Source organism: Acidimicrobiales bacterium (genome assembly GCA_036399815.1).
GTDB lineage: Bacteria > Actinomycetota > Acidimicrobiia > Acidimicrobiales > DASWMK01 > DASWMK01.
The window spans coordinates 22,672-43,996 of sequence record DASWMK010000057.1 but is presented as its reverse complement, the minus strand read 5'-3'; the positions used below and the strand labels follow the sequence as shown (position 1 = coordinate 43,996).

At 75.1% G+C, this 21,325-nt stretch carries 22 protein-coding genes and 1 pseudogene; 10 read left to right on the top strand and 13 right to left on the bottom strand.

Translation table 11 applies throughout. The annotated features are described in order from the left end of the window. Nucleotides 1–23 precede the first annotated feature (23 nt). The 7 genes and pseudogenes from dnaB to panB form a co-directional block, all read right to left on the bottom strand. Nucleotides 24–1,385, bottom strand: a complete 1,362-nt coding sequence (gene dnaB / locus VGB14_04445) for a replicative DNA helicase (protein HEX9992158.1) — start codon at nucleotides 1,383–1,385, stop codon at nucleotides 24–26. 145 nt (nucleotides 1,386–1,530) lie between these two features. Then, nucleotides 1,531–1,977 carry a 50S ribosomal protein L9 gene (gene rplI / locus VGB14_04440; protein HEX9992157.1) on the bottom strand — a complete coding sequence of 149 codons (447 nt, stop codon included), beginning with the start codon at nucleotides 1,975–1,977 and terminating at the stop codon, nucleotides 1,531–1,533. Nucleotides 1,978–2,156: 179 nt separating this feature from the next. Next, nucleotides 2,157–2,402 (bottom strand): annotated as a pseudogene (gene rpsR, locus VGB14_04435) (30S ribosomal protein S18). Beyond that, entirely contained in the window at nucleotides 2,402–2,863 is a 462-nt protein-coding gene (ssb, locus tag VGB14_04430; GenBank protein ID HEX9992156.1) for a single-stranded DNA-binding protein, read from the bottom strand. The pseudogene rpsR and the gene ssb overlap by 1 nt, the downstream one beginning before the upstream one ends. 16 nt (nucleotides 2,864–2,879) lie before the next feature. Continuing rightward, complete coding sequence (gene rpsF / locus VGB14_04425) at nucleotides 2,880–3,224, bottom strand: 30S ribosomal protein S6 (protein HEX9992155.1); 345 nt, start codon at nucleotides 3,222–3,224, stop codon at nucleotides 2,880–2,882. A gap of 156 nt (nucleotides 3,225–3,380) precedes the next feature. Then, on the bottom strand, nucleotides 3,381–4,001 hold the full coding sequence (locus VGB14_04420; protein ID HEX9992154.1) for a DUF192 domain-containing protein: 621 nt from the start codon (nucleotides 3,999–4,001) through the stop codon (nucleotides 3,381–3,383). Continuing rightward, nucleotides 3,998–4,894: a 3-methyl-2-oxobutanoate hydroxymethyltransferase gene (gene panB, locus VGB14_04415; protein ID HEX9992153.1), complete on the bottom strand. Its 897-nt coding sequence runs from the start codon at nucleotides 4,892–4,894 to the stop codon at nucleotides 3,998–4,000. The genes VGB14_04420 and panB overlap by 4 nt, the downstream gene beginning before the upstream one ends. Nucleotides 4,895–4,962: 68 nt before the next feature. Here panB and VGB14_04410 point away from each other — a divergent pair, with 68 nt between their 5' ends. After that, the gene (locus VGB14_04410) at nucleotides 4,963–5,145 is read left to right on the top strand and encodes a hypothetical protein (GenBank protein ID HEX9992152.1); all 183 of its coding nucleotides are present in this window, start codon (nucleotides 4,963–4,965) and stop codon (nucleotides 5,143–5,145) included. On the opposite strand, the gene VGB14_04405 is transcribed toward VGB14_04410, so the two are convergent. Together VGB14_04405 and VGB14_04400 are read right to left on the bottom strand one after the other, a co-directional pair. Next, nucleotides 5,142–7,352: a PBP1A family penicillin-binding protein gene (locus VGB14_04405; protein ID HEX9992151.1), complete on the bottom strand. Its 2,211-nt coding sequence runs from the start codon at nucleotides 7,350–7,352 to the stop codon at nucleotides 5,142–5,144. The genes VGB14_04410 and VGB14_04405 overlap by 4 nt on opposite strands. A 13-nt stretch (nucleotides 7,353–7,365) precedes the next feature. Further along, nucleotides 7,366–7,767 carry a DUF5318 family protein gene (locus VGB14_04400; protein HEX9992150.1) on the bottom strand — a complete coding sequence of 134 codons (402 nt, stop codon included), beginning with the start codon at nucleotides 7,765–7,767 and terminating at the stop codon, nucleotides 7,366–7,368. A 102-nt stretch (nucleotides 7,768–7,869) separates the two neighbouring features. Here VGB14_04400 and VGB14_04395 point away from each other — a divergent pair, with 102 nt between their 5' ends. Both VGB14_04395 and VGB14_04390 read left to right on the top strand, forming a co-directional pair. Continuing rightward, nucleotides 7,870–8,496: a PadR family transcriptional regulator gene (locus VGB14_04395; GenBank protein HEX9992149.1), complete on the top strand. Its 627-nt coding sequence runs from the start codon at nucleotides 7,870–7,872 to the stop codon at nucleotides 8,494–8,496. After that, complete coding sequence (locus tag VGB14_04390; protein ID HEX9992148.1) at nucleotides 8,493–9,563, top strand: inositol-3-phosphate synthase; 1,071 nt, start codon at nucleotides 8,493–8,495, stop codon at nucleotides 9,561–9,563. The genes VGB14_04395 and VGB14_04390 overlap by 4 nt, the downstream gene beginning before the upstream one ends. A 10-nt stretch (nucleotides 9,564–9,573) precedes the next feature. Here VGB14_04390 and VGB14_04385 read toward each other — a convergent pair whose 3' ends face one another. Next, nucleotides 9,574–10,272: an endonuclease/exonuclease/phosphatase family protein gene (locus VGB14_04385; GenBank protein HEX9992147.1), complete on the bottom strand. Its 699-nt coding sequence runs from the start codon at nucleotides 10,270–10,272 to the stop codon at nucleotides 9,574–9,576. Between the two features lie 58 nt (nucleotides 10,273–10,330). On the opposite strand from VGB14_04385, the gene VGB14_04380 reads away from it, so the two are divergent. Continuing rightward, entirely contained in the window at nucleotides 10,331–10,990 is a 660-nt protein-coding gene (locus VGB14_04380) for a methyltransferase domain-containing protein (protein HEX9992146.1), read from the top strand. An 18-nt stretch (nucleotides 10,991–11,008) separates the two neighbouring features. Here VGB14_04380 and VGB14_04375 read toward each other — a convergent pair whose 3' ends face one another. From VGB14_04375 to VGB14_04365, 3 genes are all read right to left on the bottom strand, one after another. After that, nucleotides 11,009–12,394 (bottom strand): CCA tRNA nucleotidyltransferase, encoded by a 1,386-nt coding sequence (locus VGB14_04375; GenBank protein HEX9992145.1) that lies wholly within the window; start codon nucleotides 12,392–12,394, stop codon nucleotides 11,009–11,011. 40 nt (nucleotides 12,395–12,434) lie between these two features. Next, entirely contained in the window at nucleotides 12,435–13,514 is a 1,080-nt protein-coding gene (locus tag VGB14_04370) for a PilT/PilU family type 4a pilus ATPase (GenBank protein ID HEX9992144.1), read from the bottom strand. A 77-nt stretch (nucleotides 13,515–13,591) separates the two neighbouring features. Further along, complete coding sequence (locus tag VGB14_04365; protein ID HEX9992143.1) at nucleotides 13,592–14,614, bottom strand: histone deacetylase; 1,023 nt, start codon at nucleotides 14,612–14,614, stop codon at nucleotides 13,592–13,594. 91 nt (nucleotides 14,615–14,705) lie between these two features. On the opposite strand from VGB14_04365, the gene VGB14_04360 reads away from it, so the two are divergent. From VGB14_04360 to VGB14_04335, 6 genes are read left to right on the top strand one after another with little or no spacing between them, the layout of a single operon-like run. Next, a complete protein-coding gene (locus VGB14_04360) occupies nucleotides 14,706–15,446 on the top strand; it encodes a GNAT family N-acetyltransferase (protein HEX9992142.1) in 741 nt (246 codons plus the stop codon). Next, a complete protein-coding gene (locus VGB14_04355) occupies nucleotides 15,443–17,443 on the top strand; it encodes a DUF6049 family protein (GenBank protein ID HEX9992141.1) in 2,001 nt (666 codons plus the stop codon). The genes VGB14_04360 and VGB14_04355 overlap by 4 nt, the downstream gene beginning before the upstream one ends. 12 nt (nucleotides 17,444–17,455) lie before the next feature. Then, nucleotides 17,456–18,304 (top strand): DegV family protein, encoded by an 849-nt coding sequence (locus VGB14_04350; GenBank protein ID HEX9992140.1) that lies wholly within the window; start codon nucleotides 17,456–17,458, stop codon nucleotides 18,302–18,304. 40 nt (nucleotides 18,305–18,344) lie between these two features. Beyond that, on the top strand, nucleotides 18,345–19,868 hold the full coding sequence (locus VGB14_04345) for a protein kinase (protein HEX9992139.1): 1,524 nt from the start codon (nucleotides 18,345–18,347) through the stop codon (nucleotides 19,866–19,868). Nucleotides 19,869–19,924: 56 nt separating this feature from the next. Further along, nucleotides 19,925–20,470, top strand: a complete 546-nt coding sequence (locus VGB14_04340; protein ID HEX9992138.1) for a sigma-70 family RNA polymerase sigma factor — start codon at nucleotides 19,925–19,927, stop codon at nucleotides 20,468–20,470. Continuing rightward, nucleotides 20,467–21,303, top strand: a complete 837-nt coding sequence (locus tag VGB14_04335) for a zf-HC2 domain-containing protein (GenBank protein ID HEX9992137.1) — start codon at nucleotides 20,467–20,469, stop codon at nucleotides 21,301–21,303. The genes VGB14_04340 and VGB14_04335 overlap by 4 nt, the downstream gene beginning before the upstream one ends. Nucleotides 21,304–21,325: the final 22 nt, after the last annotated feature.

Here is a 21,325-nt window from a genome sequence, read left to right as displayed (position 1 = left end):
ATCAAACATGCAGGTCGTTCGATTTACGCGCTCACCCTGGCCATGTTGGCGAACTTCGCGTAGTGCCCGATGAACGCGAGGCGCACCCGGCCGGTGGGGCCGTTGCGGTGCTTGGCGACGAGGATCTCGGCCGTCCCCCGGTCGGCCGACTCGGGGTCGTAGACCTCGTCGCGATAGATGAACAGGACGACGTCGGCGTCCTGCTCGAGGGAGCCCGACTCCCGCAGGTCCGACAGCATCGGCCGCTTGTCGGCCCGCTGCTCGAGGCTCCGGTTGAGCTGGGCCAGGGCCACGACCGGCGCCTCCAGCTCGCGGGCGAGGATCTTCAGGCCCCGGCTGATCTCCGACACCTCGACCTGGCGGTTCTCGGCCGTCGACCGCCCGGTCATCAGCTGGACGTAGTCCACGAGGACGAGGCCGATGTCCCCCACCCGGCTCTTCAGCCGGCGGGCCTTGGCCCTGATCTCCATGATCGTGAGGTTCGGGTTGTCGTCGATCCAGAGGTCGGCGTCGGCCAGGCGCCCGGTGGCGTTGATGATCTTCGGCCAGTCCGCCTCCTTGAAGTTCCCGGTGCGCATGAGCGTGCCGTCGACCCTCGCCTCGGAGGTGAGGAGGCGCTGGGTGAGCTCGAGGTGGCTCATCTCCAGGGAGAAGTAGAGGACGGGCTTGTGCACGGTGAGTGCGGCGTGGGTGGCCATGCCGAGGGCGAAGGCCGTCTTGCCCATCGACGGGCGGGCGCCGACGACGTAGAGGGCCGACGGCTGGAGCCCGGACAGCAGCTCGTCGAGGTCGTTGTAGCCGGTGGGGATGCCGGTGATCGACTGGCCCCGCTCGTACAGCTTCTCCAGCCGGTCGATGGCGTCGTCGAGCAGCGGGACGATCGGCTTCACCGTGTCGGTGACCCGGCGCTGGGCCACCTCGAACACGAGCGACTCGGCCCGGTCGACGGCCTTGGTGACGTCCTCGGGCACCTCGTAGCCGAGCTCGGCGATCTCGCCGGCCACGTGGATCAGCCGGCGGAGCAGGGCGTGCTCCTCGACGATGCGGGCGTAGCGGGCGGCGTTCGACGTCGCCGGCGTGGCCGATTGGAGCCGGACGAGGCCGGCCGGCCCGCCGACGGCGTCGAGCAGGTCGGCCCGCCGCAGCTCCTCGGCCACCGTCACCGGGTCGGCCGGCTCGCCGGCCGCGAACAGCGAGGCGACGGCGTCGAAGATGTGGCCGTGGGCCGGCTTGTAGAAGTCGTCGGCGACGACGATGTCGACCGCCGCGGCGATCGCGTCCTTCGACAGGAGCATGGCCCCGAGCAGCGACTCCTCGGCCTCGAGGTTGTACGGGAGGACCCTCCCGCCCCCTCCCCGCCTCGCCCTCGGGGCGTCGTCCGTCATCGCCTGGACCATCCGTCGCGCTCCTCCTCCCGAGCCGCCGCGCCCCGCGGCGGCTCGCCACCTTCGCCCCCCCGGCTTGGGGATCGCTAGACCGCGAACCCTGGGGATTTGCTGTGGGGTGGTGTGGACAGCGCGCCGGCGCCGGTCAGCCGGCGACCACCTCGACGGTGACCGGGAACTCCACGTCGGCGTGGAGCTTGGCGGCCACCTGGTGCACGCCGACCGACTTGATCGGCTCGTCGAGCAGCAGCCGGCGCCGGTCGAGCTCGATGCCGGTCTGGGCGACGACGGCGTCGGCGATGTCGGCGGCGGTCACCGAGCCGAACAGGCGGCCCTCGGTGCCGGCCTTGGCCGGGATGCGGATCACGGCCGGGACGAGGCGCTTGGCCACCTCCTCGGCCGAGGCCCGCTCCCTGGCGTCCTTCACGTCGCGCGAGCGGCGCATGGCCGACGCCTGGGCCTCGGCCCCCGGGCTGGCCTTCATGGCCAGGCCCTTCGGCAGCAGGTAGTTGCGCCCGTAGCCGTCGCTGACCTCGACGATGTCGCCCTTCTTGCCCACCGTGGCCACGTCGGCCCGGAGCACCACGCGCATCACGAGGCCTCCTCCGCGCCCACCGCCACCTCGGCCGGGGCCGTCACCGGCGCGCCGCGGTCGCCCCGGTCACCCCGGTCGCCGCGATCCCCGCGGTCACCGCGGTCGCCCCGGTCACCACGATCCCCGCGGTCGCCGTCGCGCCCGCGGCCGCCGCCGCCCCGCTGGGTGGTGACCCGGTTCGTGTACGGCAGCAGCGCCATCTCGCGGGCGTTCTTGATCGCCCGCGCCACCTCGCGCTGCTGCTGGGCGTCGTTGCCGGTCACCCGGCGGGCCCGGATCTTGGCCCGGTCGGACATGAACCGGCGCAGGAGGTTGACGTCCTTGTAGTCGACGTAGTCGACCTGCTCGGACGTGAGGACGCTGATCTTCTTCTTGCTCCGCCGGGCGTTGTCCCGGTTCTTCGCCCTCGGCTTCTTCGGCATCAGAACGGCTCCTCGTTGAGGTCGTAGGCGGGCGGCTCGTTCGTCGCCGGGCGCGACGCCCCACCGCCACCACCATCGAACCCGCCGTCGCCGGCGCGACGGTCGTTCTTGCGGACCTCGGCGGTCGCCCACCGCAGGCTCGGGCCGATCTCGTCGGCGTTGATCTCGACCACCGACCGCTTGTCGCCGTCCTGGGTCTCCCACGACCGCTGCTCCAGCCGGCCGGTGACGACCACCCGGTCGCCCTTCGACAGGCACTCCGCGGCGTTCTCGCCGAGGGTGCCCCAGGCGACCACGTTGAAGAAGCTGGTGACCTCGCGGCGCTCGTTCGACACCCGGTCCACCCAGGACCGGTTGACGGCGATGCCGATCGTGGCCATGGGCTGGCCGCTCGAGGTGAACCGGAGCTCGGGGTCGCGCGTGAGGTTGCCGACCACGGTGACGCTGTTCCCGTTTGCCATCGTTCGTCTTCCTTCGCTACCCGGCCGACGCCGGGGCCCGCCGGCCGTCGACCAGGCCGCGGCGAGCCGCTTCCCGGTCCGGCAGGCGGATCAGCTTGTGGCGGACGACCTCGTCGGCGAGCCGCAGCTGGCGCTCCAGGTCGTCGAGAGCACCGCCGCCGGCGACCACCTCGTACACGACGTAGTAGCCCTCGTGCTTGTGGTCGATCTCGTAGGCCAGGCGGCGCCTGCCCCACACGTCGGCGGACGCGATGCGCCCGCCGGCGGACTCGATCCCCGACCGGACCCGGTCCTGTTGCGCCTGGACGCCGGCGTCGTCCAGGTCGGGGTCGAAGATGATCATGAGCTCGTACGCTCGCATGAGGCGAGCATCACCTCCCTCTGGACCCGGCCGCGCTGCGACCGGGGCCCCGGTGGCCCGGGGCAGGGCTTCGATTGGGCCGAACGATCCTACTCGGCTGCGGCCGGTTCCCTCGCACGGGGACAGCATGCCGAGGGGGTGTGACAGGAACGCCGGTCAGTCGGGCGGCGGGCAGCCGAGGCCGGTGACGAGGACCGTCCCCTCGGCGATGCCGAGCTCGGCGAAGCGGTCGCTCGGCACCTCGACGGCCGACCGGAACGGACCGGCCGGCTCGTGCACCGGGCAGTCGTCGTCCGGGCAGGGCGCCATGTCGGCCGAGGACACGAACGCCCCCGAGGCGTCGTAGTAGGCGATCGTGAGCGGCATCGGGGTGTCCTTCATCCAGAACCCCGACGTCGTGTCGGTCGGGAACCGGAACAGCATCCCGTCGTAGCCGCCGAGGTCGGTGACCCCCATCAGGCCCTGCGCCCGCTCCTCGCGGGACTCGGCCACGAGCAGGCACAGCTCGATGCTGCGGCCGTCGGGCGTGGTGATCGTGGCCCCCGTCTCGGCCAGGCCCTCGACCGGGGAGGTCCGGCCCGACGGCGACGCCACCGTCGACGAGGCCGGGGCGGTGTCGACGAGGTACGGGTCCACCGGGCGGTCGGCCCCCCAGAGCAGGAAGCCGACCACCGCGGCGGCGAGCACGGCGAAGACGGCCCAGCCGACCCAGCCGGGGACGCCCCGCTGCTCGGGGGTCGCCACCCCGGTGGGCGGCCGGTCCGGCGCGTCGGTCACCCGGACTTCGTAGCACCCCCGTAGAGGACCACCGGCTCGTCCTCGCCGAGCCGGGCGAGCCCGAGGGCGGCCGCCTGCTCGGGGCTCAGGTGGAAGCTCTCGCCCTCGGCGGGGAACCGCCCGCCCCTGACGTCGGCCGCGTACGCCGACAGGGCGGCCACCGCGTCGCCCTTCAGCTCGGCGTAGCGCCGCACGAACTTCGGCCGCAGCTCGTCCTGGAGGCCGAGCACGTCGTGGAACACGAGGACCTGCCCGTCGCACCACGGCCCCGCGCCGATCCCGATGGTGGGCACGGGGACGGCCTCGGTCACGAGGCGGGCGACCTCGTCGGGCACGCACTCGAGGACCAGCGCGAAGCAGCCGGCCTCGGCCAGCGCCTGGGCGTCCTCGAGGAGGGCCTGGGCGGCGTCGGGGGCCCGGCCCTGGACCCGGAACCCGCCGATGGCGTGGATCGACTGCGGGGTGAGGCCGAGGTGGCCCATCACCGGGATCTCGGCGTCGAGGATGGCCCTCACCATCGGCAGGCGCTTGCGCCCGCCCTCGAGCTTCACCGCCGTGGCCCCAGCACGCACGAGGGCGGCGGCGTTGCGCACGGTCTCCTCGACCGACACGTGGTAGCTCATCCACGGCAGGTCGCCGACGACCAGCGCCGCCGGCTTCGCCCTGGCCACGGCGGCCACGTGGTGGGCCATGTCGGCCGTCGTCACCTGGAGCGTGTCCTCGTAGCCGAGGACGACCATGGCGACCGAGTCGCCCACGAGGATGAGGTCGACGCCGGCCTCGTCGGCGATGCGGGCGGTCGGCGCGTCGTACGCCGTCACCATCACGAGGGGCTCGGACCCCGTGACCCGCTTGCGCCCCCGTACGGCGGGCGCCGTCACACGCGTGCTCATGTGAGCCTCCTTCCCGTCCAGCGCCACTCGGCTGCCGGCGGTCGCCCGCGAGTGTAGAAGTGCGGGGCATGAGCGAGGTGGGCCGGTGCGAGAGCTGCGGGGGCGACGCGGACGACCTGGTGGCCGTGCGGCGGGTCTACGTGACCCCGGCGGCCTGGGACGAGCCCGAGCGGGTGGACGTGCAGGACGAGGTCGAGCGCTGGTGCTTCCCGTGCCGGGCCCACTACCCCCACCAGGAGGTGGCCGGCTAGGGAGGGCCCGTCGTCGCCGTCGTGTCGGTCGTCGGCGGCAGGGTGTCCGTCGTCGGCGGGAGGGTCACCGTCGTCGGCGGCAGGGTCGTGCCCGTGGTGGGCGGTGGGATCGTCTCGGTCGTCGGCGGCTCGGTCGAGGGCGGCTCGGTCGACGGCGGCAGCGTCTCCTCCGTCGTCGTCGGGGCGGCGGTCGACGGCGGCTCCTCGGTGGTCGTCGTGCGCAGGTCCTCGTTGAGGATGACGCCCTGGAAGTCCTCCGGCTCGCGGAACTCGCCGGTGTCCATCCCCTCGGTGGCGACCTCCATGAACGCCCGCCACATCTCGGCCGGGAACGACCCGCCCGTCACCCGCCGGCCGTGGACGTCGAGCATCGGGACCGGGTTGCCCTCGGCGTCGGGGTCCGGGTAGCCCATCCACACGGCGGCGGTCAGCTTCGGCGTGTAGCCGACGAACCAGGCGTCCCGATACGACGACGTCGTGCCCGTCTTGCCCGCCGCCTCCTTGCCGAACGCGGCGGCCACGCCCGTCCCGTCGGCGATCACCTGGCGGAGGCAGTAGGTGACGACCGCCGACTCCTCCGGGGTGAGCACGACGTTCTCCGACGGCACGTTCGACTCGAGCACCTGCCCGTCGGCCGTCTCGACCCTCGTCACCATGACCGGGGTGCGGTGCACGCCCTCGTTGGCCAGGGTGCTGAAGGCGGTGGCCATGTCCAGCACGGACACCTCGCCGCCGCCGAGCACGAGCGAGTTGTTGGGCTGGAGGTCGGCGGTGACGCCGAGGTCGTGGGCCATGCGGACGACGTTCTCGGCGCCCAGCTCGACCATCAGCTGGGCGTACACCGTGTTGGCCGACAGCCGGGTGGCGTCGACGAGGTCGAGGGTGCCGTACTCGGCCTGGTCGTAGTTCTCGACGTCCCAGTCGCCCCCGGCGTCGGCCTCGGGGATCGTGATCTCGGCCGGGGCCTCGAACGTGGAGAGCACCGAGTAGCCCTCCCGGACGGCCTCGGCCAGCGCGACGGCCTTGAACGTCGACCCGGGCTGGCGCCCGCTGCCGCCCCCGGCCCGGCCGAGGGCCAGGTTGACCTGGTTGGTGGCGAAGTCGTTCCCGCCGACCATGGCCCGCACGAACCCGCCGTCGTCCACGGCCACCAGCGCGGCCGCAGGGTCGCCCGGCTCGTCCAGGGTCGAGGCGACGGCGTCGACGGCCGCCTGCTGCATCCGCAGGTCGATGGTCGTGTACACCCGCAGGCCCCCGCCGTAGACCCTGGCGTCGCCGTAGCGCTCCGAGAGGTACCGGCGGACGGCCTCGACGAAGTACTCGGCGTCGGCCGCGGCGGCGGCGTCGGTCACCTCCGTGCTCTCCGGGGTCTCGTCCTTCGGCATCACCCACGGCCAGGTCCACGGCACGGCGTCGGCCTGGTCGCGCTCCTGGCGGGTGATCGTCCCCACCTGGACCATGGCGTCGAGGACCGTGCGGCGGCGCCTGGTCGCCTCGTCGGGGTGCTCGGAGAAGTCGGCCGACTCCGGCGCCCGGATGAGCCCGGCCAGGTAGGCGGACTCGGCGAGGCCGAGCTCGTCCACCGGCTTGCCGAACCAGGCCCGGGCGGCGGCGCCCACCCCGTACGCGCCCCGGCCGAAGTAGACGGTGTTGAGGTAGCGCTCGAGGATCTCGTCCTTGCCGAGCTCGCGCTCGAGCTTGACGGCGAGCACCGCCTCCTTGAGCTTGCGGACGAGGGTCCGCTCGCTCGACAGGTACACGTTCTTCACGTACTGCTGGGTGATCGTCGAGCCGCCCTGCGTCCTGCCCTCGTCCCTGATGTCGGCCCAGGCCGCCCTGGCGATGCCGAACGGGTCGATGCCGCCGTGGTCGAAGAAGTCCCGGTCCTCGGCCGCGAGGACGGCGTCGACCAGCACGCCGGGCACGTCGTCGAGGTCGACGAGCACCCGGTCCTGCTCGGCGTGCAGCTCGGCGATGGCGTTGGCCGGCCCGCAGCCCGACGAGACGTCCGCGCCGCAGATGAACGAGGTCTGCTCGGGGGTCCGCTCGGGCGGCAGGGGGATCGACGACAGCACGTAGCCGGCGCCGGCCACCCCGGCGATGCCGAGCAGGGCGAGGAGGAACAGCAGCCGGCGCCAGCGCCAGAGGATCGACCGGCGGTGGCCGGCGCGACGATCGGCCCGCCGCTCCGCCCTGGTCCCGGCCACTACGCCGGCCCGATCACCCGGTCGGCCGGCCGACGAGGAACGTGCGGGTCAGGTGGTTCCAGGCGCACTCGGGGCACACCTCGACCACGTAGCAGGCCAGCTGGTCGGACCGCTCGGCCAGCTTCGACAGCTCGCCCTTCTGGCTGATGCACCGCCCCGACGACGGCAGCCGGGCGCCGAACACGTAGGTGACGAGGACGACGTTCGCCTCCTCGCAGATCGGGCACTCGCGGGAGGTCGGCTCGCCGTGGTGCTGCGCGGCCCGGCGCAGCTCGGGATGGGCGTCGCAGACCTCGTGCTGGGCCAGGCGGCCCTTGCGGAACTCCGAGATCACCGACTGGCGGACCAGCCGGTAGTCCACCGTGCCGGGCCCGGCGACCCCTGCCCCCTTGATCGCCTCCCGGCTGAACGTCACGGACAGGAAGGGTAGCCAGCGCTCCGGGCGGTCGGCTCCGTCGGAGACGAACACGCGCAAACACGTCGCGCTGATACATCGGTCCGATATAGTGGCGCCGCAGTGATCGACCTCGCCCTGCTGGGCCTGCTCAAGGAGCGCCCGCTCCACGGCTACGAGCTGAAGAAGCGGCTCGGCGAGCTGCTGGGGCCGCGCGCCTCGGTGTCGTTCGGGTCGCTGTACCCGGCGCTCGCCAAGCTGGAGCGGGCCGGCGAGGTGGAGGCCGTCGAGGTGGACGACGAGGCCGTCGCCACCACCCCGATGACCGGGTCGATCGCCGGCGAGCTGGCCGCCTTCCGGGCCCGACGCCGTCCCCGCCGCGACCGGCGGGGGCGCAAGGTGTACGGGATCACCGAACGGGGCGAGCGCCGCTTCCTCGAGCTCCTGTCCGGGGAGGTGGCCGACGACCGGGCCTTCGCCCTCGCCGTCGCCTTCTGCCGCTTCCTGCCGTCGGACCGGCGGGTCGCGCTGTTCCAGCACCGCCGGGCCGCCGTGGCCGGGCGGATGGCCGCCACCGAGGCGGCCCTCACCATGGCGGGGGAGGACGGGCAGCGGCCCGACCGCTACCGCCTCTCCCTGCTCCAGCACCAGGTCGAGAGCCTGGCGTCGGACCTCGCGTGGCTCGACGGTCTCATCGAGGCCGAGCGGGACCGCGGCGTCCCCACCCCAACCGGAGGGAACCACCGATGAGCCCCATCCGCCTCGCCATCGCGGGCGTCGGGAACTGCGCCAGCTCGCTGGTGCAGGGCCTGCAGTACTACCGGGACGCCGACCCGACCGACGAGGTGCCCGGCCTCATGCACGTCGAGCTGGGCGGCTACCACATCCGTGACATCGAGGTCGTCGCCGCCTTCGACGTGGACGCCGACAAGGTCGGCCTCGACGTGGGCAAGGCGATCTTCGCCGGCCAGAACAACACGATCCGCTTCGCCCCGGTCGGCGAGCTCGGCGTCGAGGTGCTGCGGGGGCCGACCCTCGACGGCTTCGGCCGCTACTACCGGGAGACCTGCGAGGAGTCGCCGGCCGAGCCGGTCGACGTCGCCGCCGCGCTCCGCGAGTCCCGGGCCGACGTGCTGGTCAGCTACCTGCCGGTCGGCTCCGAGGAGGCCCAGAAGCACTACGCGCAGGCCTGCATCGACGCCGGCGTGGCCTTCGTCAACGCCATCCCCGTGTTCATCGCCTCCGACCCGGCGTGGGCCGCGAAGTTCACCCTGGCCGGCGTGCCGATCGTCGGCGACGACATCAAGAGCCAGGTGGGCGCCACCATCCTCCACCGGGTCCTGGCCCGGCTGTTCGAGGACCGTGGCACGGTGCTCGACCGCACCTACCAGCTGAACGTCGGCGGCAACATGGACTTCAAGAACATGCTGGAGCGGGACCGGCTGGAGTCGAAGAAGATCTCGAAGACCCAGGCCGTCACCAGCCAGATCGACCACGGCATCGCCGCCAGGGACGTCCACATCGGCCCGAGCGACCACGTCGCCTGGCTCGACGACCGCAAGTGGGCCTACCTCCGCCTCGAGGGCCGCAACTTCGGCGACGTGCCGCTGAACATCGAGCTCAAGCTCGAGGTGTGGGACTCGCCCAACTCGGCCGGGGTCATCATCGACGCCGTCCGCTGCGCCAAGGTGGCGAAGGACCGCGGCATCGGCGGCCCGCTGCTCGGCCCGTCCGCCTACTTCATGAAGAGCCCGCCCGTGCAGTACCGCGACGAGGACGCCCGCCAGATGGTGGAGGACTTCGCCGCCGGGCGCTGAGCCCGGAGCGTCACCTGAGGTCGACGGTGGCCCCTGCCCCGGCGGGGGCCACCTCGACCACGAGCGGCCGGTGGTCGCTCACCGGAGCGGGGACGACGTCGACCCGCTCGGCCCGCAGCCCGGCCAGGGCGACGTGGTCGATGCGGGCCACCGGCGCGCCCGCGGGGTAGGTGGGCGGCCCGCCGACGAGGTCCAGCCCGGCGCCCGTCACGGCGTCGAGCACCTGGTCGGGGTGGCGGTTGAGGTCGCCGAGCAGCAGCCACGGGCGGGGCAGGTCGCGGAGGGCCCGGAGCACGGCGGCCAGCTGGCGGGCCGACTCCGTCTGGTCGGTGCCGAGGTGGGTGGCGGCCACGCCGAGCGCCGTGCCCGCGACGACGACCCGAGCGAGCAGCGCGCCCCTCGGCTCCCGGCGCCCGCGCCGGGGCAGGCGCAGGGCGCGGACCTCCCCGATGCGGCCCCGCACGAGGACGGCGTTGCCGTAGGCGCCGCCGTCGAGGGGCCGGGCCGACGCGAACGCGAACGCCGCCCCGCACCGCCGCGCCACCTCGGCGGCGAGGTCCCGCCGGCCCGACCGGGGGACGGACCGGTCGACCTCCTGGAGGGCGAGCACGTCCGCGGCCAGCCCGGCGCAGGCGTTGGCCAGGGCGTCGACGTCGACGGCGCCGTCGGGCCGCCTGGCGTGCTGCACGTTGAACGTCGCCACCCGCACCGCGCCACCTTCGCACGCCATCCGCTGACGGCGCCGCCCGGCGCGCCACACTTCGGCCATGGCGTCCGACCCCCTGGCCTGGAACCGCCCGGGCGACGGCGACGGCGACGGCCCGGCCGGCGCCGCCGAGGTCCGCTACGGGCCCGAGGGCCCGACGGAGGCCGAGGCCCGGCTGCTCGGGGCGCTCGCCGGGAAGCGGGTGCTCGGGCTCGGCTGCGGGCCGGCGTCGGCGGCGGCCGCCGTGGCCATGGCCGGCCAGGGCGCCAAGGTGATCGCCGTCGACCCGTCGGCCGACGCGGTGGCCGGCGCCCGGCGGGCGGCGGACCGGGCCGGGGTCCGGGTCGAGGTCCACCACGGTGACCCGGCCGAGCTGCCGTTCGTGCGGGCCGACTCGATCGACGTCGCCGTCGCCGCCTGGGGGCTGGCCCGCGTCGACGACCTCAGCCGGGTGTTCCGCCAGGTCCACCGGGTGCTGCGGACGGAGGGGCCGCTCGTGCTCTCCCTCCCCCACCCGGCCTGGTTCGCGCTCGCCCAGGGCCGCAGCTGGTTCGACCGCTCCCCGGTCGACGGCATCCGCCCCCGCACCGTCGCCGACCTGTTCACCGCGCTGGGGAGGGCCGGCTTCCGGGTCGACACCCTGATCGAGCCCGAGCCCCCGGGCGGCGGCGCCCGCGTGCCGACCACGCTCGTCGTGCGGGCGAGGAAGGTCGGGACCTAGCCGCCGCGGCGGCGCCGTTCAGTCGCCGGCCGCCCGGCGCCCGGCCCACCAGGCGTCGAGGCGGCGGAGGGCCTCCTCCTCGCCGAGCGGCCCCTCCTCGAGGCGCAGCTCGAGCAGGAACGCGAGCGCCTCGCCCACCACCCGGCCGGGCGGCACGCCGAGGTGGGCCATCACCTGGCGGCCGTCGAGGTCGGGCCGGATGGCGGCCAGCTCCTCCCTGGCCCGCAGCTCGGCGATCCGCTCCTCGAGCTCGTCCATGCGCCGGTCGAGGGCCTTGGCCTTGCGCAGGTTGCGGGTCGTGCAGTCGCACCTCGTCAGCTCGATGAGCTCGTCGAGCTGGTCGCCGGCGTCGCGCACGAACCGGCGGACGGCGCTGTCGGTCCACCCCATCTTGTAGGTGTGGAACCGCAGGTGGAGGAACACGAGGCGGCTGACCTGCTCGACGTCGTCAGTCGGGTAGCGCAGCGCCTGCATCCGCTCGCGGGTCATGCGGGCCCCGACCACCTCGTGGTGGTGGAAGCTGACCCCGCCGGGGCCGATCGAGCGGGTCTTCGGCTTGCCGACGTCGTGGAACAGGGCGGCCAGGCGGGTGACCCGGTGCTCGGGGCGGACCTTCTCGACGACGGCGATCGTGTGGGCCAGCACGTCCTTGTGCCGGTGGATCGGGTCCTGCTCCAGCCGCAGCCCGGGCAGCTCGGGGAGGAACTCGTCGGCCAGGCCCGTGTCGCAGAGGAACCACAGGCCGGCGCCCGGCTCGGGGACCGTCACCAGCTTGTCGAGCTCGTCGCGGACCCGCTCGGCCGACACGATCTCCAGGCGGGGGTGCATGGCCCGCACGGCGGCCACCAGCTCGGGCTCGGGCACCAGCCCGTAGCCGGCGAGGAAGCGGGCGGCCCTGAGCATGCGCAGCGGGTCGTCGCCGAAGGACACCTCGGGGTCGAGCGGGGTCCGCAGGCGCCCGGCGGCGAGGTCGGCGGCGCCGCCGAACGGGTCGATCAGGCGGGGCTCGGGCAGGGCGATGGCCATGGCGTTGACCGTGAAGTCCCGCCGGGAGAGGTCGGCGTCGACGGCGTCGGCGAAGGCCACGTCGGGCTTGCGGGAGTCGGGCCGGTAGGCGTCGGCCCGGTGGGTCGTCACCTCGTAGGTGCGCCCGTCCTTCTTCATCGCCACCGTGCCGAACCGCTCGCCCTGGGCCCACACGGCGTCGGCCCAGCCGGCGACGACCCGCCTGGTCTCGTCGGGGCGGGCGTCGGTGGTGAGGTCGAGGTCGCCGCTCAGCTCCCGGCCGAGCAGCAGGTCCCTGACCACCCCGCCGACGAGGTAGACGCGCCGCCCGGCCCGCTCGAAGCGCTCGGCCAGCGGGCGGACCTCGTCGAGCACGGCCCGGAGCCGCTCGGGGACCACGGCCCCACCGTAGCGACCGGGGCGGGACCGGCCGCCTGGCTCAGTACGGCGCCGTCAGGCCGGCGGCCTGGAGGGCGATGCGCAGGTCCTCGGGCCGGGACGCGGCCGCCAGCGCGTCGCGCAGGCTCACCATGCCGTCCTTGTAGAGGTCGAACAGGCTCTGGTCGAAGGTCTGCATCCCGTAGTACTCGCCCTCGCTGATCAGCTGCTCGAGGGCGTCGTCGTTGCCGTCGACGATGGCGTCGTACACCCGGTTGGTGCCGACCAGCACCTCCACGGCCGGCGTCCTGCCCTTGCCGTCGGCCCGCTCCAGCAGCCGCTGGCTGATCACGCCCCGCAGCGAGTGGGCCAGCAGCAGCCGCACCTGGCGGTGCTGCTGGGACGGGAAGAAGTCGACCACCCGCTTCACCGTCTCGACCGCGCTGGTCGTCCGCATGGTCGAGATCACGAGGTTGCCGGTGTCGGCGGCCGTCAGCGCCAGCCACATGACCTCGGCGTCGGGCACCTCGGACAGGTAGATCACGTCCGGGTCCTGGCGGGTGGCCCGGCGGAGGGCGTCGGCGAAGCCGATCGTGTCGGTCCCGATCTCCCGCTGGGTGACGATCGACTGCTTGTCGGGGTGCAGCACCTCGATCGGGTCCTCGATCGTGATGATGTGGGCCTCGACCCGCTGGTTCAGGTGGTCGAGCAGCGCCGCGACCGTGGTCGTCTTGCCCGACGAGGCCGGGCCGGTGACGAGCACGAGGCCCCGCAGGGTGTCGACCAGGCGGGTGACGACCGGCGGCATGGCCAGCGCGTCGTAGGTCGGCATCCCGGGGGTGACCACCCGGAACACGAGCCCGACCGTCCCCCGCTGGCGGTGCACGTTGACCCGGAAGCGGCCGACGCCGGGGAGGCTGTGGGCGAAGTCGGCCTCGGCCGTCTCGGTGAACTCCTGGGCCCGGCCCGGCGGGAGGATCTCCCTGGCGATGCGGTCGACGTCGGCGGGGGTGACGGGGTCGAACGGCGCGGCGACGAGCTTCCCGTCCACCCTGACGCGGGGAGGGCCGCCGACCTTGACGTGCAGGTCAGATCCGCGCTGCTCCATGAGGTGCGCCAGGAGCGTGCTCAGGTCGACCACAAGGTGTCCCCTCTGTTCCCCTTCGTCGGCGGTCGCGGATGGGCGGCCGAGCTCGGCCGTGCATCCCTATCGCCCGGTCAGGTGGGGTCGTTGAGGGAATCGCGCTGCCGGCGGAGGGCGGCCGCGGCCACCACGGCCCGGCCGGGACCGCCGTTCGTGGCCGGCTCCGGGCGCCACGATCCGCCGGCCAGCGCGGCGAGGCAGGCGCCGGCCGAGGAGGCCAGCCCCTCGAGGTCGTAGCCCCCCTCGAGGAAGGCGAGGCGACGGCCCGGCGGGACCAGCGCGGCGAGGCGGGCGGTCAGGTCGGCGTAGTCGCCGGCCGAGAGCGCCAGCCCGGTGAGCGGGTCGCGGCGGTGGGCGTCGAAGCCGGCCGAGAGGAGCAGCCACGTCGGCCGGAAGGCCTCGGCGAGGGGCAGCACGACCTCGTCGAGGGCGGCGAGGTAGACGTCGCCGGTGGTCCCGGCCGGGAACGGCAGGTTGACGGTGGCGCCGGCGCCGTCGCCCCGCCCGGTCTCGTCGAGCGTGCCCGTGCCCGGGTAGAGCGGCCACTCGTGCATCGAGACGTAGACGACCCTCGGGTCCTCGTAGAACACGTCCTGGGTGCCGTTGCCGTGGTGGGCGTCGTAGTCGACGACGAGCACCCGCTCGCCCCGGTCGGCCAGCGCCGCCGCCGTGACGGCGACGTTGTTGAACAGGCAGAAGCCCATGGCCCGGGTGGCGGTGGCGTGGTGGCCGGGCGGGCGCACGGCGCAGAAGGCGGCGTCGGCCTCGCCCCGCTCCAGGCGCTCCACCGCGTCGAGGCCGGCGCCGGCGGCGAGGGCGGCGACCTCGTAGGACGACGCCCCGGCCACCGTGTCGGCGTCGATGCGGCCGCCGCCGCCCCCGCAGAGGCGCTCGACGGCGGCGACGAAGCGCTCGCTGTGGACCCTCGTCAGCTCCTCGGTCGTCGCCGGGCGGGGGCTGACCGGGACGAGGGCCTCGCCCACGCCGGCCGCCTTCACGCCGGCGACCACCGCGTCCAGGCGGGCGGGCCGCTCCGGGTGCCCGACGCCGGTGTCGTGGTCGAGGTAGCGCGGTGACGTGGAGAACAGGACGGCCACCGCGACGGAGGCTACCGCCGCGTGCCCCGGCCCGACCGGCGGGCGGCCGTATCCTCGGCCCGAGGATGACCAGTCTCCCCGCCCGTCCCCGGTGAGCCGGCTGGACACCCGGTCCTGGACCGAGGAGCGGCTGCGGGTCAGCCGCTGGCGCAGCGACCCCAGCGTCGGGTACCTGGCGCCGCAGGCCGACGCCGCCGTGCCGACGGCCGCCGTCCGGCGCTGCCTCGCCCGCCTGGCCGGCCACGGGGTGGTCGAGGTCGTCACCGCCGCGCTGACCCCGCCCGAGCAGGCCGGGTTCCTCGCCGCCGGCTTCACGGTGCGGGAGCGGCTCCACCTGCTGGCGCGGGACCTGTCCGACCTGCCCGACGAGCCCGAGGTGCCGGCCGAGGTCCGCCTCCGCCGGGGCCACCGGACCGACCGGCGGGCCGTCCTCGCCGTCGACCAGCTGGCCTTCCCGCCGTTCTGGCGCCTCGACGGCCCCGGCCTCCAGGAGGCGATCTCGGCCACCCCGGCCAGCCGGCTCCGGGTGGCCGTCGACCCGACCCTCGTCGGGTACGCCGTCTCGGGCCGGGCCGGCGCCAGGGGGTACCTCCAGCGCCTGGCCGTGCACCCCGACCACCACGGCCGGGGCATCGGCGCCGCCCTCGTGGTCGACGGGCTGCGGTGGATGCGCCGGCACGGCGGGGAGCGGGCCGTCGTCAACACCCAGGAGCAGAACGAGGCCGCCCTGCGCCTCTACCTGCGCCTCGGGTTCCGCCTCCAGCCCGGCGGGCTGGCCGTGCTGTGGACGGTGCTCGACCCGTCGGCCGAGCGCCGCCTCCCGCCGCCGTGAGCGCCCGGCGGGCGGCGGCGGTCGTCGCCGCGGCCCTGGCCGCCGCCGTGGCCGTGCTGCCGGCGCCCGTGCCGGCGGGCGCCCAGGAGGGCGGCGCGCCCCGGCTGGCGCTCGTCGAGCAGACCGCCTGGTCCCGGCCCGACGGCGAGTTCCGGGCCAGGGTGAGCGCCGACGGGCTGCCGGCCGACACGGGCGAGGTCGAGCTGGCGCTGACGGTCTACGGGAGGGTGACGTTCAGGTCCACGTTCGCGGCGACCCTGGACGGCGAGCAGCTGGGCTCGCCGGTGGCCGTCGTGGCCCGGGCGTGGGACGAGGCCGACCCCGACGGGAACGGCACCGCCGAGGTGGCGGTGGACCTCGGCGCCGGCGGCCTCGACCTCGGCACGGGTGGCGGCGTCCACCCCGTCACCCTCGACCTGCGCACCCCGGCCTCGGCCGAGTCCCTCACCCGGGTCGTCACCCACCTGGTGGTCGTGCCCGGCGGCGACGACGAGTCGCCCGACCTGCTGGCCGCCCTCGTGCTCCCCTTCCGCGCCCCGCCGAGCCTCACCCCCGAGGGCGGCACCGAGGTGTCGCCGGACGCCGAGGCCGCCCTCGGCGTCCTGGCCGACGCCCTCGACACCCACCCCGACGTCGCCCTCACCCTGGCGCCGACGCCCGAGACCGTCGACGCCCTGGCCGGCGGCACCGACGCCCAGGTCGGCGTGCTCGACGCCCTGCGCTCGGCCGTCGACGACCGCCAGGTGCTCGGGCGCCCGTACGTCGACCTCGACCTGCCCGCCTGGGTGGCCGCCGGGCTCGGGCCCGAGGCCGGCGCCGAGCTGACCAGGGGCACCGACGTGATCGCCGACCAGCTGTCGGTGCGCCCCGACGCCAGGACCTGGATCGCCGGGCCGACGACCACGCCGGCCGCGCTGGCCCAGCTCCGGGACCTCGGCGTCGATCAGGTGGTGCTGCCCGAGGCGACCCTCCAGCCCCTCGACGAGACCGTGTTCAACCGCACCCTGACCTCGCCGTTCACGGTGAGGGGCGAGACCGACCGGGCCCAGGCGGCCGTCGCCGCCGACGCCGGCCTGGCCGCCCACTTCACGGCCACCGCCGACCCGGTCCTCAACGCCCACCGCCTCCTCGCCGACCTCGCCGTCCTCTTCTTCGACTCGCCGGGCACGGTCAGGGGCGTGGCCGTCGTGGCCCCCGACACCTGGGCGCCCGACGCCGCCTTCCTCGACGCGCTGCTCGCCGGCCTGGCCTCGCCCGCCTCGGTGGTCCGCCCGGTCGACGTCGACGAGCTGTTCCGCGACGTCGCCCCGGCCGTCGACGCGTCCGGCGAACGGCTGACCAGGGACCTCCTCCCCGCCGCGCCGGCGCCGTCGCTCGCCGGGTACGCCGACCGCCTCCGCCTCACCCGCCTCGCGCTCGTCGGCTACCGGTCGATGATCGGGCCGGTCAACCCCCGCTTCGACGAGCTCGAGCGCCGCCTCCTCGTGTCGGGGTCCGAGGCGCTCACCCCCGAGCAGCGCGACGACTACGTCGACGCCGTGGTCGCCGCCATCGACCGGGAGACCGGCGCCGTCCAGGTGCCCGGCAACCGCTCGATCACGATCACCGCCCGCCGGGGGCGGCTGCCGCTGACGTTCCGCAACGACGCGGGCTACCCCGTCGACGTCACCGTCCAGCTCGACAGCGACAACAAGCTGGCCTTCCCCGAGGGCGAGTCGTTCCCGCTGGAGCTGGCCGAGGGGACGACCCGCCTCGAGGTCGTCGTCGAGGCCAGGACCTCGGGCACCAGCCGGGTCGAAGTGCGCCTGACCTCCCCGGACGGCCTGCTCCAGCTGGGCACGACCCGGCTGACGGTGCGGTCGACGGCCGTGTCGGGGGTCGGCATCGTGCTGTCGGCCGGGGCGCTCGTGTTCCTGCTGGCGTGGTGGGCGCGGCACTGGCGCGGCACCCGCCGGCGGCGCCGCCTCGTGGGGGCCGCCGCGCCGGGCCAGGACTAACCTCCGCGGTCCATGCCCGTGCGCATCGTGACCGACAGCTCGTGCGACCTGCCCCAGGAGCTGGCGGACCAGCTGGGCATCGAGATCGTGCCGCTGAGCGTGCGGTTCGGCGAGGAGGAGCTGGTCGACCGGCGGGAGCTGTCGACCAAGGAGTTCTGGGCCAGGTGCGCCCGCTCGGCCGTCCTCCCGGAGACGGCCGCCCCGCCGCCCGGCGAGTTCGAGGCCGCCTACCGGCGCCTCGCCGACCAGGGCGCCGACGGCATCGTGTGCGTCGCGCTGTCGGGTGCGCTGTCGGCGACCATCCAGGCCGCCGAGGTGGCGGCCAAGGCCGTGGCCGGCGACCTCGCCGTGCGGGTGGTCGACTCCCGCTCGGTGACCATGGGCCTCGGGATGATGGCCGTGACCGCCGCCCGCCTGGCCGCCGACGGGCGCGACCTCGACACGGTGGCCACCGCCGTCGAGGACCTCGTCGCCCGCACCCGCGTCTACGGCGCCCTCGACACGCTCGACAACCTCAAGAAGGGCGGCCGCATCGGCGGCGCCCAGGCCGCGCTCGGGTCGCTGCTGTCGATCAAGCCGGTGATCGAGGTGCGCGACGGCAAGGTCGAGCCCGAGTCCCGCCAGCGCACGAGGACCAAGGCGCTCGCCTACCTCGTGGACAAGGTGCGCCAGCAGGGCCGGGTCGAGAACCTGGCCGTCATGCACGCCGACGCCGACGACGTGGACGACTTCGTCGCCCGCCTCGGCCCGCTCTACGACGGCGAGGTGGTGGTCGGCGAGATCGGCCCGGTCATCGGCACCCACGCCGGCCGGGGGGCCATGGGGGTCGTGTTCCAGGTCCGGGACGGCGCCCAGGAGTGAACGGCTCCGGCGGGTGGGCCGGGGGTACGGTGGCCGCCGCGTGGCCAGCCCCGCTCCCCTGCCGTCGCAGGACCTCACCGACCGCCTGATCGTCGGCCGCTACCGGTTGGTCCGCCGCCTCGCCACCGGCGGCATGGCCCAGGTGTGGGAGGGGGTCGACGAGGTCCTCGCCCGGCCGGTGGCGGTGAAGATCCTCCACGCCCACCTGGCCGCCGACCGGTCCTTCGTCGAGCGGTTCAGGGCCGAGGCCATCGCCGCCGCCCGGCTGTCGCACCCGTCGATCGTGTCGATCTTCGACACCTGCTCCGACGACGGCGTCGAGGCCATCGTCATGGAGCTGGTGCGGGGGGCGACCCTGCGCGACCGCCTCGACCGGTCGGGCCCGCTGGCGCCGTCGGACGCCATCGACGTGATCGGGCAGGTGGCCGACGCGCTGGAGGTCGCCCACCGCCGGGGGGTCGTGCACCGCGACGTCAAGCCGGCCAACATCCTGCTGTCCGAGGACGGCCGGGTGATGGTCGGCGACTTCGGCATCGCCAAGGCGGTCGACATCGGCGACCTCACCGAGACCGGCGCCATGCTCGGGACGGCCAAGTACCTCTCGCCCGAGCAGGTCGGCGGCGAGCCGGTCACCCCCCGCAGCGACGTGTACTCGCTCGGCGTCGTCCTCTACGAGGTGCTGACCGGCCGGGCCCCGTTCGAGGCCGACAGCGAGGTGGCGACGGCCCTGGCCCGGCTGCACCGCGACCCGCTGCCTCCCCGGTCGGTGCGGGCCGGGGTGCCCAGGCGGCTGGAGGCCGTGGTGCTGCGGGCCATGGCCCGCGAGGCCCAGGCCCGCTACGCCACCGCCGGCGACTTCCGGGCCGCGCTGCTGGCCGCCGACCCGGGCCGGGACGGCGACCTCACGGCCTGGACGGCGCCCGAGCCCCACACGCCGCCGACCGGCGCGCCGTCGTTCCGCCAGACCGAGCGGCGCTGGCTGGTGCCGGTCGTCCTCGTCGTCCTGCTGGCCGTGGGCCTCGGCGTCGCCGGGGTGCTGCTGTCGAGGACCGGCACCGGCCAGGACCTGTTCGGGCGGGCCAGAGACGCGGTCGGCGTCGATCCCGGCCCCGGCACCCAGCCGCCGCCGTCGGCCATCGTCGAGGTGACGATCCTCGACCCGCCGCCGGGTGACGGTCGCGAGAACGACGAGGACGTGGGCCGGCTGCTCGACGGCGACCCGTCGACGGCGTGGACCTCGGAGGGCTACGAGCAGCGGACGCTCGCCGGGAAGCCGGGGGTCGGGCTCGTCCTCCGCCTCGACCGGGCCGGGCGGGCCGGCACCTTGCGGGTGGTGGCCCAGAGCACCGGGTGGGCGGCGTCGGTCTACGTGGCCGAGCAGCCCGGCACGACCCTCGAGGACTGGGGCCAGCCGGTGGCCGCCCGCGACGCCCTGGGCGACACCGCCGAGTTCGACCTCGGCGAGGCCGAGGGCTCCTACCTGCTGCTCTGGGTCACCGACCCGGGCGAGCTGGGCAGCGACGGCCGCTACCGCGTCATCCTCGACGAGCTGTCCCTGGGCTGAGCGCGGCCCGCCGCTACGCTCCGCCGATCACGCCCGAGGCGGACGACCGCACCCTGGTGGACGCGGCCCGGGACGGCGACCGGGCGGCCCTCGACGCGCTGCTGCGCCGCCACTACGACCGGGTCCACGCCGTGTGCCGGCGGCTCACCGGGAACGACGCCGACGCGCTCGACGCCGCCCAGGAGGCGCTGATCGCCATCGTCCGCGGCCTCCCCCGCTTCGACGGCCGGTCGGCGTTCTCCACGTGGTGCTACCGGGTGGCGACCAACGCCGCCCTCGACGAGGTCCGCCGCCGTCGGCGCCGGCCCGACCCCGGCCTGCCCGAGGACCGCCCCGGGGAGGAGGCGGTGGCCGGCGGGGTCGACGACGCCGCCGTGGCCAAGGTCGACGTCGACGCCGCGCTCGCCGGCCTGGCCCCCGAGTTCCGGGCCGCGGTCGTGCTCCGCGACCTGTGCGGGCTCGACTACGCCGAGATCGCCGAGGTGCTCGACATCCCTCCCGGTACCGTCCGCTCCCGGATCGCCAGGGGCCGGGCGGCGCTGGCCGATCGCCTGGCCGGGAACCCGGGCCCCGGCTCGCCTCGTCCAACCCCCGCGAGATGACCGAACCCGGCTCCCCCACCGACGAGCAGCTGTCCGCCTACCTGGACGGCGAGCTGGCGCCCGACGAGGCGACGGCCGTCGAGGCGCGCCTGGCGGCCGACGGCGCGGCGAGGGACCGGCTGGACGCGCTGGCCCGGGCGGCGGCCGCCGTCGCCGCCCCCGTGACGCCCCCGCCCGCCGCCGTCAGGTCGAAGGCCGTGGCCGTGGCGATGGCCGCCGCCGCATCGGGCGCCACCGGGGACGGTGCCGTCGCCCCGGTCGTCGACGTCGCCCGCCGCCGGCGCTGGTCCACCGCCATCCTGTCGGCCGCGGCCGTCCTCGTGGTGTTGGCCCTCGCCGTCCCGCTGCTGCGGGGCGCAGCCGACCCCGACGAGGACGCCGGCACCGCAGCCAGCGGGCCGGTGGCCGAGGACCGGGCCGGGGGCGGCGCCGCGGAGGCCACCCAGGACCTCGACACGGCCGGGGCCGGCGCCGCCGCGGGGGCGGACGCCATCCCCGACCTGGGCGAGGTGTCGTCGACCGAGGAGCTGGCCGCCGTCACGCGCGACGCCCTGCCGGCGCCCTCCGTGGCGTCGCACTCTGCGCCCGGCGCGACCACCGAGGCCGGGGACGGCGGCGGCGACGAGTCGGCCGCCATGCTCACCGCCTGCGACGAGCTCACCCCGGAGGACGTCGGCGTCGACGGGACGCGCAGCGGCACGGCCACGGCGACGTACCGGGGGACGCCGGTGGTCGTGCAGGTCTTCGACACCGACGACGGCCGGCGGCTGGTCGTCGCCGTCGACGCCGGGGCGTGCGCCGTCCTCGCTGGCCCCGTCCCCCTCGCGCCCTGACGCCAGGTTTAGGCGGAGCCGC